This window comes from Maribacter sp. X9, from assembly GCF_048537565.1.
Lineage (GTDB): Bacteria > Bacteroidota > Bacteroidia > Flavobacteriales > Flavobacteriaceae > Maribacter.
In genome coordinates, this window is sequence record NZ_CP183215.1 from 644,498 (window position 1) to 658,066 (window position 13,569).

14 protein-coding genes are annotated in these 13,569 nt (G+C 40.5%); 7 read left to right on the top strand and 7 right to left on the bottom strand.

Features of this window, described 5'->3' with window-relative positions:
• Positions 1 to 113 precede the first annotated feature (113 nt).
• From ACNR9Q_RS02735 to ACNR9Q_RS02750, 4 genes are all read right to left on the bottom strand, one after another.
• On the bottom strand, positions 114 to 479 hold the full coding sequence (locus tag ACNR9Q_RS02735) for a hypothetical protein (RefSeq protein WP_419213064.1): 366 nt from the start codon (positions 477 to 479) through the stop codon (positions 114 to 116).
• Between the two features lie 128 nt (positions 480 to 607).
• On the bottom strand, positions 608 to 949 hold the full coding sequence (locus ACNR9Q_RS02740) for a HopJ type III effector protein (RefSeq protein ID WP_419213065.1): 342 nt from the start codon (positions 947 to 949) through the stop codon (positions 608 to 610).
• The gene (gene rsmI / locus ACNR9Q_RS02745; RefSeq protein WP_419213066.1) at positions 946 to 1,626 is read right to left on the bottom strand and encodes a 16S rRNA (cytidine(1402)-2'-O)-methyltransferase; all 681 of its coding nucleotides are present in this window, start codon (positions 1,624 to 1,626) and stop codon (positions 946 to 948) included. Before rsmI ends, ACNR9Q_RS02740 begins: the two co-directional genes overlap by 4 nt.
• Before the next feature lie 60 nt (positions 1,627 to 1,686).
• Positions 1,687 to 2,376 carry a hypothetical protein gene (locus ACNR9Q_RS02750; protein WP_419213067.1) on the bottom strand — a complete coding sequence of 230 codons (690 nt, stop codon included), beginning with the start codon at positions 2,374 to 2,376 and terminating at the stop codon, positions 1,687 to 1,689.
• Positions 2,377 to 2,479: 103 nt separating this feature from the next.
• Here ACNR9Q_RS02750 and ACNR9Q_RS02755 point away from each other — a divergent pair, with 103 nt between their 5' ends.
• The 7 genes from ACNR9Q_RS02755 to arfB all read left to right on the top strand — a co-directional run bounded on the left by ACNR9Q_RS02755 (position 2,480) and on the right by arfB (position 9,917).
• Positions 2,480 to 3,124: a thymidine kinase gene (locus tag ACNR9Q_RS02755; protein WP_419213069.1), complete on the top strand. Its 645-nt coding sequence runs from the start codon at positions 2,480 to 2,482 to the stop codon at positions 3,122 to 3,124.
• Positions 3,117 to 4,223: an alanine racemase gene (alr, locus tag ACNR9Q_RS02760; RefSeq protein WP_419213070.1), complete on the top strand. Its 1,107-nt coding sequence runs from the start codon at positions 3,117 to 3,119 to the stop codon at positions 4,221 to 4,223. Before ACNR9Q_RS02755 ends, alr begins: the two co-directional genes overlap by 8 nt.
• A 78-nt stretch (positions 4,224 to 4,301) precedes the next feature.
• Positions 4,302 to 4,712 (top strand): large conductance mechanosensitive channel protein MscL, encoded by a 411-nt coding sequence (gene mscL, locus ACNR9Q_RS02765; RefSeq protein WP_419213071.1) that lies wholly within the window; start codon positions 4,302 to 4,304, stop codon positions 4,710 to 4,712.
• A gap of 222 nt (positions 4,713 to 4,934) precedes the next feature.
• The gene (locus ACNR9Q_RS02770) at positions 4,935 to 5,924 is read left to right on the top strand and encodes an aspartate-semialdehyde dehydrogenase (protein ID WP_419213072.1); all 990 of its coding nucleotides are present in this window, start codon (positions 4,935 to 4,937) and stop codon (positions 5,922 to 5,924) included.
• Positions 5,925 to 6,011: 87 nt separating this feature from the next.
• On the top strand, positions 6,012 to 8,168 hold the full coding sequence (locus tag ACNR9Q_RS02775; protein WP_419213073.1) for a prolyl oligopeptidase family serine peptidase: 2,157 nt from the start codon (positions 6,012 to 6,014) through the stop codon (positions 8,166 to 8,168).
• Positions 8,169 to 8,252: 84 nt separating this feature from the next.
• Positions 8,253 to 9,251, top strand: coding sequence for an ABC transporter ATP-binding protein (locus ACNR9Q_RS02780; RefSeq protein ID WP_419213074.1), 999 nt, complete (start codon positions 8,253 to 8,255; stop codon positions 9,249 to 9,251).
• Between the two features lie 264 nt (positions 9,252 to 9,515).
• Entirely contained in the window at positions 9,516 to 9,917 is a 402-nt protein-coding gene (gene arfB, locus ACNR9Q_RS02785; RefSeq protein ID WP_419213075.1) for an alternative ribosome rescue aminoacyl-tRNA hydrolase ArfB, read from the top strand.
• A 79-nt stretch (positions 9,918 to 9,996) separates the two neighbouring features.
• On the opposite strand, the gene ACNR9Q_RS02790 is transcribed toward arfB, so the two are convergent.
• From ACNR9Q_RS02790 to ACNR9Q_RS02800, 3 genes are all read right to left on the bottom strand, one after another.
• Entirely contained in the window at positions 9,997 to 11,325 is a 1,329-nt protein-coding gene (locus ACNR9Q_RS02790) for a GntP family permease (RefSeq protein ID WP_419213076.1), read from the bottom strand.
• 3 nt (positions 11,326 to 11,328) lie between these two features.
• Positions 11,329 to 13,050, bottom strand: a complete 1,722-nt coding sequence (locus ACNR9Q_RS02795; protein WP_419213077.1) for an IlvD/Edd family dehydratase — start codon at positions 13,048 to 13,050, stop codon at positions 11,329 to 11,331.
• A 63-nt stretch (positions 13,051 to 13,113) separates the two neighbouring features.
• Positions 13,114 to 13,566 carry a 3-oxoacyl-ACP synthase gene (locus ACNR9Q_RS02800; protein WP_419213078.1) on the bottom strand — a complete coding sequence of 151 codons (453 nt, stop codon included), beginning with the start codon at positions 13,564 to 13,566 and terminating at the stop codon, positions 13,114 to 13,116.
• Between the last annotated feature and the right edge of the window lie 3 nt (positions 13,567 to 13,569).

Consider the following 13,569-nt stretch of genomic DNA (forward strand, 5'->3'; position numbering starts at 1 on the left):
AAACGGTACGAGTGCCATTTTGGCTAAATTAGAGCCAAAAAGGAAAGTATAGCGCAACGCGAACGCATACCTCCTTAGACAGGTGGTACGGTTTACACTTTACCTATATGTGTTCAACAATTGGGTGGGTGAAAAATACGAGGTAAGAACTGTCGTGTCGTTAAATGTTGAAACGATAAAATAACGTGTTTAGACGGTTCTACGGTAGAGAAATCGAAATCGAAAATTTGAACGAATCCAATAGGGTAATCCCTTAAATCGGCAGAAGGTAAATTCTGATGACGGTCTTTCTGCTCTTTTTGTATCATTTTGGCCAAATAACACTTACCATCACAATTAAGCATCGGTTTATCTTTGTTGATACACAAAAACTCAACGATATAATCTTTGTTGATTACGAACTCAACTATGGGCATGATAGGCTTTACCATGGCCACAAGGTATAATACGGTAAAAAATATGGGTAATACCTTTTTCATTCCTTCAACAAGTCGTCAAAGATAATTTATAAAATCAGAAAAAAGTCTATCCAACATCCTATTAACATACGCGTTCAAAGAACATTTATATAATCTATGGCAGCACAAAGTTATATTCGCAGCATCCCTTATTTATTCAAAGCTTCGCCGTCAAAAGACAAACCCTCAAAACCGGTATTCATAAAATTTCTGATATTCTGATGTCCGCTACCATTCGGTTGCTGCAATACCTCATCAAAATAATAGGCCCCAAAACAGGCCAAGGTTTCTTCTTTGGTCAAACCTTCCTTTAAGGCAAAAGCAAAAACTTTGCAGGATCCAGAATTTTGACCGGCCTCATTTTTCAATTCTCCATTGGTAAATGCAGTTGGCGTAAATTTATAATTTGATTCTATGACAGTCATCGTCTCGAAAAAAGTGATGTTCTTAGGCTCCGTTTTCAACTTGTCCTTAAATGTTCTAGTGGTCATTGCTTATTATTTTTTCCTCCTACGATGATTACGATTTCCCCTTTCGGTGGTTTTTCCGTAAAATGTTTTAAAACTTCTTCAGCAGTACCCCGAACGGTTTCTTCATAAAGTTTTGTCAATTCGCGAGAAACCGAGACGGGCCTATCGGCCCCAAAGTATTCCACAAAATTGCCCAACGTCTTAACGAGTTTATGGGGAGATTCGTAAAAAATAATCGTTCTGGTTTCTTCGGCTAAAAGTTTCAAGCGGGTCTGTCTTCCTTTCTTTACCGGTAAAAATCCCTCAAAAATGAATTTATCGTTCGGCAGGCCGCTGTTGACCAAAGCCGGAACAAAGGCAGTTGCCCCCGGCAAACAATCTACTTCGATGCTATTTTCTATACAGGCGCGGGTCAATAAGAATCCGGGATCAGAAATGGCGGGTGTCCCAGCATCGGAAATCAACGCCATATCCTCACCATTCTTTAAACGGCCAATCAAATAATCTACCATGTTATGCTCATTGTGCATATGGTAGCTTTTCATGGGTGTGACAACTTCAAAATGCTGTAATAACTTTCCGCTAGTACGGGTATCCTCGGCAAGAATCAGGTCTGCCTCTTTAAGAATGCGTATGGCCCGCAAGGTCATATCCTCTAAATTGCCGATCGGGGTCGGAACCAAATAAAGCTTTCCCATTATTTTTAAAGTAAAAAACCCAACACAAGTGTTGGGTACGTTCTATTATATTTCTTTTGGTTATGAGAATCTACGCGCTACCACTTCCATAAAACGCTCTTCGTATTCTTCTTTTCCTTCCCAATTGTTGTAATCTGGCTTTACCATGTTTTTAATGAAGGCAATAGATCGCTCTTCGGTATCAATAGTATTTAACTGTGACAACACCCGATTATAATCTTCCATATTATTCTTAAACAAATGCTTCACAAATGCCAACCGATTATTGAGATCGACCTTAATATTACTTCTTCCCAAACGGTCGTTCAAGGATTTTGGCAACACATCTGTCTTGGACAAATCTTCATTTGAAGGCTGAAACAATTCCTTGTCATTTTTCAAAAAATTCGGGGTGGCCATAAACTCGGCCAACACATCTTCCAATTGTTCGTTATTAGGCATTTCAGAAACCATATCCCTTATGGTATCCATGCCCGGGGTCATGATATCTTCATCATGTGGATTGTTCTCGGGAACCGTTTTATTGGAACGCAACACTGCATTTGCCATTTCTTCGAATTTCGCCGCAATCGCATTCTTGGAAACATCTATTTCCATATCATGAAGCTCTACCTCAATGAACTTTAGTACCGCCAATTTTTCGTACAGGTTTTTAGAAACTTCATATAACCCAGCTATATCGTCTAAATTGTCCGCGGTAAGGATATCCGTAGATAACTTTCTCAACTCCTGTTTCAACTTTCTCTTCATCGTACAAATTTTAAGGTCAACACCTAGAAGGTAGCTTTTTTTAATAACTTTATCATTCTTAAATAATAAAAGAAAACCCCTTATTTTCGTCTAAAATTACAAAATGTTTCTTGAAAACACGGTTAATCATAAAGAACAATTCGGCTGGATAGAGGTCATAGCCGGCTCCATGTTTTCTGGAAAGACAGAAGAGTTGATCCGCAGGCTAAAACGTGCCCAATTTGCCAAATTGAATGTTGAGATATTCAAACCAATGGTAGATACACGGTATGACGATGAAATGGTGGTATCACATGATGCCAATGAAATACGGTCTACCCCGGTACCAGCCGCCGCCAACATTCGTATTCTTGCCGATACCTGCGATGTTATTGGAATAGATGAGGCCCAATTTTTCGATGATGAAATCGTAACCGTATGTAATGACCTGGCCAACAAGGGGATCAGGGTTATTGTAGCGGGACTGGATATGGATTTTAAAGGTAAGCCCTTCGGACCTATGCCCGCCCTTATGGCCACTGCAGAGTATGTGACCAAAGTACACGCCATTTGCACGCGTACCGGCAATCTTGCCAATTATAGTTTTAGAAAATCAACAAACGACAAATTAGTGATGTTGGGCGAAACCGGGGAGTATGAACCGCTGAGCCGTGGTGCTTTTTATAAAGCCATGCTAAAGGAACGAGTGAAAACCATGGATGTAAAATCGGAGGAAATTGATGCTGTCAGAAAAAATAAAGATGTCTAGGGTAACAGAAACTACTTTAGAAATCGACTTACAGGCATTGGCGCATAATTACCATTATTTGCGTTCCAAAATTAAACCTGAAACGAAATTCATGGCCGTTGTTAAGGCTTATGCTTACGGAAGCGATGCTCAAGCCATTGCGTTGTGCCTCCAAAATATGGATGTAGACTATTTTGCCGTAGCTTATGTAAACGAAGGTGTAGCACTTAGAAACGCAGGTATCACCAAACCTATACTGGTGCTTCATCCGCAGAAAGTACATTTTAGAACATTGATCGAACATTCTCTTGAACCTAGTATTTATTCAAAAGCCATTTTAACCGGTTTTGTTTCCGTGGCCCAAGAAATGGGTATACACCATTACCCGGTTCATTTAAAATTCAACACAGGTTTAAACAGATTGGGCTTTGAAGCCAATGAGTTAAGAGAAATTTCCAAAATCATCACGAATCAAAAAGCCATCACCGTTAGAGCCGTGATGTCCCATTTGGCAGCTACCGAAGATTTAGAGGAAACCGAATTTACTTTAACACAACTACAGCGTTTTGAGGTTATTTGCAAAGAAGTGGATGCTTTGTTCAAACCGGCTCCGCTCAAACATGTATTGAATACCTCGGGCATTATTAATTATCCACAGGCACAGTATGATATGGTGCGAAGCGGGATTGGATTATATGGTTATGGAAACGACAGCGATGTAGATAACGAATTGAAACCTATTGGAACCTTAAAGACGATTATCGCACAAAAGCATTTTATAAAAGCCGGGGAAACGGTTGGGTATAATCGAAAATATAAATCGGACAAAGAAACCATTACCGCCACATTACCCCTTGGTCATGCCGATGGTATAGGTAGGGAATATGGCCATGGAAAAACCTACGTTAGCATAAATGGCCATAAGGCTCCCATTATTGGAAATGTGTGTATGGACATGATTATGGTTGATGTTACTGGGATAGAATGTGAAGAAGGCGACGAAGTTATCATTTTTGGAAAAGGTTTACCGGCATCTGAATTTTCAGAAACGGCAAATACCATTTCTTATGAATTACTAACAGGATTATCGCAACGGATAAGCAGAGTAATCAAAAACTAATCGATTTACTTAACATTTTATTAAGGAATATTATTTTTTCCTACATTTGACCATTAACCATAATTAAAACACTGCAACATGTTAAAAGAATTCAAGAATTTCATAATGACAGGCAACGTTATCGATTTATCGGTAGCGGTATTATTAGCTGGCGCTATGGGCATGGTCGTTAACGGATTTGTGACCGATATTATGATGCCAATTGTAGGTCATTTTAGTGGCGGGATAGATTTTGCCGATATGAAAATTGTATTGTCAGAAGCAATCGTAGGAGCTGATGGAGAAGTGACAAAACCAGAAAATGCCATTATGTATGGTAAATGGGTCAATGCCATCATCAATCTTGTGATCGTGGGCTTTGTATTGTTCGTTATCGTTAAAGCTTATAACAAAACCAAAACTCCACCAGCTCCGAAGGAAGATGCCCCGAAAGGACCTACTACCGAAGAGTTGTTGATGCAAATAAGAGACGAACTGAAGAAAAAGTAATACTCCTGTCTAGGAGAACCGCTCACTACTAAAGTAAATTTCAACCAAAGCCGCCAACCTGTTCGCTAAACGGGTTTTGGCGGTTCTTTTTTAAGTCCCCATTAAAAAAACAGCTTGTTATTTTTGTAACTTTTTGTTATATTTTAATTATTCTCTTTAAGTTTTATTGCAAACACCATTTGTATGGTTATTTTTGCAACTCAAATTTTAACACCTAAAATAATGAAAGTAGCTGTAGTAGGTGCCACAGGAATGGTCGGCGAGGTAATGTTGAAAGTATTGGCAGAACGCAATTTTCCTTTAACAGAATTGCTATTGGTCGCCTCTGAACGTTCCGTAGGTAAAAAAATGACCTACAAAGACAAGGAATATACCGTTATAGGATTGGCGGATGCGGTTGCCGCTAAACCCCATATTGCCATATTTTCCGCCGGTGGAGACACTTCCCTTGAATGGGCTCCCAAATTTGCCGAAGTAGGAACTACGGTAGTCGATAATTCTTCTGCTTGGCGCATGGATCCCACTAAAAAATTGGTGGTTCCTGAAATCAACGCCCATGAATTGACCGCATCGGACAAAATCATAGCCAATCCAAATTGTTCTACCATACAATTGGTCATGGCACTTTATCCCCTACATAAAAAATACAAGATGAAACGCGTGGTAGTTTCTACCTACCAATCCGTTTCAGGTACAGGCGTAAAAGCGGTAAAACAATTGGAAAATGAAATTGCGGGAATAGAAGGGGAAATGGCCTATCCTTATCCCATCGGTAGAAATGCTTTACCTCATTGTGATGTCTTCTTGGAAAATGGGTATACCAAAGAAGAAATGAAATTGGCCCGTGAGCCCCAAAAAATATTGGACGACCGTTCGTTTTCGGTTAGTGCAACCGCGGTTAGGATACCCACTGCGGGCGGACATTCAGAATCTGTAAACGTAGAATTTGAAAACGATTTTGAACTCAGTGAAGTCCGTCAATTATTGAACGATATGACCGGTGTAACCGTTCAGGATAATCCCGATACCAATACCTATCCTATGCCCATTTATGCGCATGACAAAGATGAGGTTTTCGTTGGTCGCTTGCGTAGGGATGAAACCCAACCAAACACCTTGAATATGTGGGTCGTAGCAGATAATCTAAGAAAAGGGGCTGCAACCAATGCAGTTCAAATTTCAGAATATTTAGTGGAGAACGGACTGGTGTAAAACCATCTGTTAGAACGTTAAAACCTTCAAAACAACACTGTTTTGAAGGTTTTTTTATGGTATTTTCGTGCAAAAACCAAAAAAGCCATGAAAAAACTACTGCCCAGCCTTTTGGCCATTATCTTATTCTCTTCCTGTAAAAACGAATCTAAACCAGAAGCTATACCCGTGAATTATCCCCAAACCGCAAAAGTTGATACCGTAGACACCTATTTTGGAACCGAAGTTAAGGACCCCTATCGCTGGCTTGAAGATGACCGAAGCGAAGCAACTGAAGCTTGGGTAAAAGCCCAGAACAAAACTACCTTCGGTTATTTGGAAAACATTCCTTTTCGAAACGATCTTAAGAAACGCTTGGAGCAATTATGGAATTATGAAAAATTAGGTTCTCCTCGCAAACATGGCGATTATACCTATTTTTATAAAAATGATGGCCTACAGAATCAATATGTCGTTTACCGCGCCAAAGATGATGCTGAACCAGAGGTGTTTCTTGATCCCAATACCTTTTCAGAGGATGGTACAACTTCATTGGCAGGGTTAACCTTTACAAAAGATGGTTCCCTAGCCTCCTATTTGATCTCAGAAGGGGGCAGTGATTGGCGTAAGGCAATTGTCCTAGATGCTGAAACAAAAGAAATCAAAGAGGATACTTTGGTTGATATAAAATTCAGTGGTGTTTCATGGAAAGGAAACGAGGGGTTTTATTATTCCAGCTACGACAAACCAAAGGGTAGTGAGCTTTCTGCGAAGACGGACCAGCACAAGGTATATTATCACAAATTAGGGACTCCTCAAAAAAATGACCAATTAATCTACGGTGGCACTCCGTTGGAAAAACATCGGTATGTGGGTGCAAGTGTTACAGAAGATAATAGGTATTTAGTTATCAGTGCATCGGTATCTACTTCTGGTAACAAACTATTCATAAAAGACCTTGAAGACCCTAACGGACTCCTAATTCCTATTGTAGAAGACACCGATTCTGATAATTATATACTAGAAAACGTTGGGTCTAAACTGTATATCGTAACCGATAGGAATGCACCGAACAAAAAAGTTGTGACGGTAGATGCCAATCACCCCGAACCAGAGCATTGGGTAGATTTTATTCCTGAGACCGAAAATGTACTCAGTCCAAGTACCGGTGGCGGGTATTTCTTTACAGAATACATGGTTGATGCCATTTCAAAAGTATTACAATATGATTATGATGGAAACTTAGTGCGAGAAGTTAAACTTCCTGGAGTTGGAACCGCAAGCGGATTTGGAGGTGAAAAAGAAGATAAGGAGTTTTACTTTTCATTTACCAATTACAATACGCCCGGTTCTATTTTTAAATATGATGTAGAAACCGGTAATTATGAATTATACTGGAAACCTGAAATTGATTTTGACCCATCAGATTATGAATCGAAACAGGTATTCTATACTTCTAAAGATGGCAGCAAAATACCGATGATCATCACCTATAAAAAAGGCATTGAACTCAACGGTAAAAATCCTACGATTCTATACGGTTACGGAGGCTTTAATATCAGTCTTACCCCATCGTTCAGTATTACCAATGCAGTCTGGATGGAACAGGGTGGAATTTATGCGGTGCCCAACTTACGTGGAGGTGGAGAATATGGTAAAAAATGGCATGATGCGGGCATTAAAACCAAGAAGCAAAATGTGTTCGACGATTTTATAGCTGCGGCAGAATATCTCATTGAAAACAAATACACTTCTAAAAAATATTTGGCCATTCGGGGAGGGTCTAATGGTGGGCTTCTGGTAGGTGCCACGATGACCCAACGCCCAGATTTAATGCAAGTGGCATTGCCCGCGGTTGGAGTTATGGATATGCTACGTTACCATACCTTCACCGCCGGTGCGGGATGGGCCTATGATTATGGCACGGCAGAAGACAATAAAGAAATGTTCGAGTACCTAAAAGGATATTCCCCTGTGCATAACGTTAAAGAAGGAACGACTTACCCAGCAACTTTGGTGACTACGGGGGATCATGATGATCGCGTAGTACCTGCCCATAGTTTTAAGTTCGCCGCAGAACTTCAGGAGAAACAGGCCGGTGACAACCCGACTTTGATCCGCATCGAGACCAATGCAGGTCATGGTGCCGGTACCCCTGTCAGTAAAACCATAGAACAATATGCAGATATTTTTGGGTTCACCCTTTACAATATGGGTTATACAAAACTGCCCAATCAATCAGTTTTAAAAGAATTTAAAGAGTAAAACCTATTCACAATCAATAAATTATCGAAAAATCCGTTTCTGTTAAGAGCGGATTTTTCAATTTTCCAATTCAAAGAATGGCCCATGTTACGAGTAGAAAATGTTTCTTTTTCCTATGAGCAGCTTCAAGTGTTAGACTCCCTTAATCTGCGGATCCAACGGGGAGAACATGTTGCCATTATTGGTGAAAGTGGATGCGGAAAAAGCACCTTGCTAAAGCTCCTTTACGGATTGATGGATTTAGAACAAGGGGAAATTTATTGGGAAGACGAACCTATTTTAGGACCGGCCTACAACCTTGTTCCCGGGCCCAAATTCATGAAATACCTTTCACAGGATTTTGATCTGATGCCCTTTATCACGGTGTCCGAAAATATTAGCCAGTACCTTTCTGTTTTTTTTCCGGAAGAACTCAAAGAACGTACCCAAGAGCTTTTAGAAATGATCGAGCTCACCGAATTCGCCGATAAAAAAGTAAAGACTTTGAGTGGCGGACAACAACAACGGGTTGCCTTGGCAAGGGTCTTGGCCCAAAAGCCCGAGGTACTACTGTTAGACGAACCTTTTGGTCATATCGACAACTTTCTAAAAAATAGTTTGAGAAGAAATGTTTTCAATTATTTAAAGGAAAATAGAATAACGACCTTGATCGCTACACATGATGTTAATGACGTTTTACCGTTTGCGGATCGTGCCGTAGTACTTCGGGATAAAAAAATTATCGCCAGGGCAAGACCCATGGAGTTGTATAGAAATCCAAAAACATTATATGTAGCCTCGCTTTTCGGCGAAGCAAGTATGATTTCGATCGATGTTCTCAAGACGTATGCGAACACCAAAAGAAAAATCATTGTCTATGCACATGAGTTTAGGGTCTCGCCCTCATCTGGATTACAGGTAACGGTAAAAAAGGCTTATCCTATGGGAAGTCATTATTTAACTGAAAGTGTGGGTCCAGAGGAGGAAACCATCTTTTTTAATGCCGATAAATTATTCCCAAAGGGAAAAGAGGTTTTTTTAAACGTTGCCATTGAAACGATCAACCAACGCATACAGGAAGCGGCTTCGGTACAATCAGAATAATAGCATTAGGTAGTGCCTGTATACCATTCATCGAAAAAATCATTACAGAACAAACTAATATTCAATTCATTACGTTAATGCTTCGAATCATTAAATTAATGAGATGAGAAAAGTACATTTTATATTGGCCGTTGTGGTTTTTACCATGATTCTTTTACCTATAATGTAGGCAATTAACAAGACGATTAGCTTTATACATGTTCCTGCTTTTTTTAGGAAAAGCAGGAACATTTGTTTTTGATTACTTTTGTTCAAAACCCAATTTTGAACCAAGACCAAATTCTGACAGAGTTACAATTCAAGGCCATAAGAAGTAGTGGTCCAGGAGGGCAACATGCCAATAAGGTTTCTTCAAAAGTGGAACTTTTCTTTGATGTAAACGTTTCCAGCGGATTTACGGAACGGGAGCAAAAACGAATCCTTCTCAAACTGGAAAATAAATTGACCAAAGACGGTGTTTTACTATTGCAGTGTGATGAATCTCGAAGTCAACACAAGAACAAAGAATTGGTCATCAAGCGACTTTTGACGTTACTTAAAACAGCGCTTATCGTTCCTAAAAAAAGAAAAAAGAGCAAGCCCACACGCTCCTCTATAGAAAAGCGGCTTCAATCCAAAAAAAGGGCATCCCTTAAAAAAGCGAACCGAGGCAGACCCGAAATTTAATTTTCGATCGAATCCTATCCAAAAATTTGGACTTTAAGGAATCATCCATGTCATTTTCGGTATTCAATTTCAGCAACTATTATGCGAAAATGGAATAAAAAACAAATACAGCGATGGCGCCAGTAAGGCCAAGTATCCCACTTCCCAAACTGAAGAGTCGATACCCAGTTTTTACGTTCATACCACTCATTTGGGTAACTACCCAGAAAAAGCTATCGTTCGCGTGGGAAACGACTGCAGATCCCGCTCCAATAACGATTACGACCAAAGCCTTTTGAACTTCGCTATCAAAGCCTAGAGGTGCCATCATAGGCATTATGATAGAGGCCGTTGTTACCAATGCTACTGTGGATGAGCCTTGGGCGGTTTTTATGGCAGCGGCCAAAACAAAAGGTAAAAATATCCCCATATTATATTCGGTCAAGGTCTGACCCAAAATATCAGCGATACCAGAATTTTGAAGAATTTTACCAAAAATTCCGCCAGCACCCGTAATCAAAATAATAGAGGCCGCATCTTTAATCGCCTTTCCTACCCAACCGGAAGACGACAACATATCATAATTTAACTTCTTCGGTAAAAGTAGGCAGAGCATAATCCCGATCAATAAGGAAATAACCGGTTCACCTACAAAACTTATAAATTCTACAAAACTGTTATCGAATCCGGTTCTTGCAGGGTTTAATACCGATTTTAAAACAATTAGCAGAATAGGAACTAGAATAGGAATCGATGATTTTAGGGCACTGGGTGGATCTTGAATTTCCTTTTCCGCTTCCAAAGCATCTTCCAACATAGGTTCTATGTTGGTTTTAGATGCATATTTCTTGGCGAATATAATTCCTACAATCAATGCAATTATACTAATGGGAAACCCGAATGCGATGACCAATCCTAAATCGGCATTTAAAATTCCGGCGGCGGCAATAGGTCCAGGGGTAGGAGGTACCATCGTATGCGAAGCCATCAACCCTAACCCCAAGGCTATTGCCGGACCGGCAATTGAAATCTTCGCTTTTTTAGAAAGACTTTTGTTCAGCGGGTGCAATAGCATAAAACCACTATCCGCAAATACCGGAATGGAAACGATATATCCAATAATGCCCATGGCGGTTGGCACCCTTTTACTTCCAATAATCTTCAACACCTTTTCCGCAATAGCGAATGCGCCTCCCGTATTTTCTAAAAAAGCTCCTATAATGACCCCAAGAACGATAATCAACCCTATTTTGCCCAACGTAGAACCAAAACCATCATTAATGGAAACGATGATTTCGCTAAAAGGCATACCTGCGAATATGCCATAAAGAATGGAAATGATAAAAAGTGCCAAAAACGCATGAACCTTTAGTTTAGTGGTCAGTAGGATGATAGCGAATACGGCAATTATTAAATAGAGTATCTCCATAATCTAATGTAAATCCCGTTCTACCTTTGAACCAGATCCGCCGACCAAGAAGTCTAAATCTGCCCCTTTATCGGCCTGTTCCACATGTTCAATATACATTTTAACATAACCGCGATCGGCTAGTGGTTTAGGTGGTTTCCATTCCGCCTTTCGTTTTTGAAGCTCGCTAGGCTCCACATCTAGATGCAAAGTACGTTTTTCAACATCCAGTTCTATCATATCTCCATTTTGCACCAGTGCCAAGGTTCCACCTACAGTAGATTCTGGGGAAACATGTAAAATAACCGTACCTGCGGCAGTGCCACTCATACGGCCATCGGAAATTCGTACCACATCTGTTATTCCTTTAGCCAGAAGTTTTTTAGGAAGGTCTACATTGCCCACCTCCGGCATACCGGGATATCCTTTTGGGCCTACCCCTTTTAGGACGATAACACTTTTCTCGTCAATTTCAAGGTTCGGGTCGTCTATCCGTTCATGGTAATCCTCCATACTTTCAAAAACAACTGCCTTACCCTTATGTTTCATGAGTTTAGGCGTGGCCGCAGATGGTTTTATAACCGCCCCGTTCTCACACAAATTCCCTTTTAAAACCGCAATTCCGGCTTCCTTTTGAAAAGGTGTTTCCAACGCGGCAATCACATCCCGTTCATAGCAGACTTCATTGGCGTAGTTATCAGTGATATACTTACCGTTCACTGTAATTGTTCTTTCGTGAAGTAATGGTTTCAGTTCTTTCATGACCACGGGCAATCCGCCAGCGTAAAAGAAATCTTCCATCAAATATTTACCTGAAGGTTTTAAGTTCACCAATAAGGGTACTTTGCTACCAACGGTATCAAAATCCTGCAATTTTAGATCAACCCCGATTCTACCGGCAATCGCCGTTAAATGAATAATAAGATTCGTAGAGCCCCCGACTGCGGCATTGGTGACTATTGCATTTTCAAAGGCGTTACGTGTCAATATGTGGGATAATTTTAAATCTTCCTTCACCATTTCCACGATACGCCTACCGGATAATTGGGCAAACAACTTTTTCCTGGAATCTACGGCGGGAATCGATGAAAATCCCGGTAAGGTCAATCCTAATGCTTCACACATGGTCGCCATGGTAGAGGCAGTGCCCATGGTATTGCAGTGCCCGATACTTCTTGCCACACAAACTTCGGCCTCTCGAATATCGGCAGCCGAATACCCCTCTAGTTCCTGCCGTTCTTTTATCATCCAGTTCATAGAACCTGAACCTATTTTCTCTCCTCTGAAACGACCGCTGAGCATGGGACCACCAGGCACAACAATAGTCGGTAAATCTACACTGCAAGCGCCCATAATGGTAGAAGGTGTCGTTTTATCGCAACCGGTCAAAAGAACGATTCCATCTAAGGGATTGGCCCTAATGGATTCTTCGGTATCCATACTGGCTAGATTACGAAACAACATGGTCGTCGGTTTCATTATCGTCTCTCCTAGAGACATTACCGGAAACTCCAAAGGGAAACCTCCAGCTTCTAAAATCCCCCTTTTAACCACCTCCGCAAAATCACGAAGGTGACCATTGCAGGGTGTAAGTTCTGACCAAGTATTGCAAATGCCAATTACTGGTTTACCTTCAAAATAATCATCTGGATAGCCTTGATTTCGCAACCAAGATCTATGGACAAAACCCATTTTGTCATTCCCGCCAAACCACTCGCTACTCCGTAACTTTTTCTTTTTATCCATTTTACCAATTATACAATAAATGATATTATGGCATCAAGATAACTAAAAATAGTAGAACTCTTTTTAAACTATTGTTACAACGGAAGTGGTTTTTCCATTAAAAGTGAAGGCCTGCCCTATTGATTTGCCGAGGAGGAGTTGAGCTATAGGCGTTGCCGCTGAAATACAATAGATAGCTTTACCTTCGTGTTTGAACTCCCCTGCAGATATGGCAATATAGTAGCTAAAGGCATCGGTAATTACAAGGTTTCCTAAACCGACCGTTTGCGTATCTCGGGCTCTTGGCACTTTAGAAAGTAGCTGTTGTGTTTTTTCTAATTCAGCCAATTGCCGGCCCAGTTTTTCACGTTCCAATTGGATCATGGCCCTACCGGTTTCATGCTTATCGCCCGCACTACTTTTGGTTTCAGAAGTAAGGGCATGTTCCAACTCGGTGATTTGAAGCTTTGCTCGTTTTAATCGCTCCTCAACAAATTGAACACAATATGCATGGGCCGCCTCTTTTAAAACTTTCAAAGA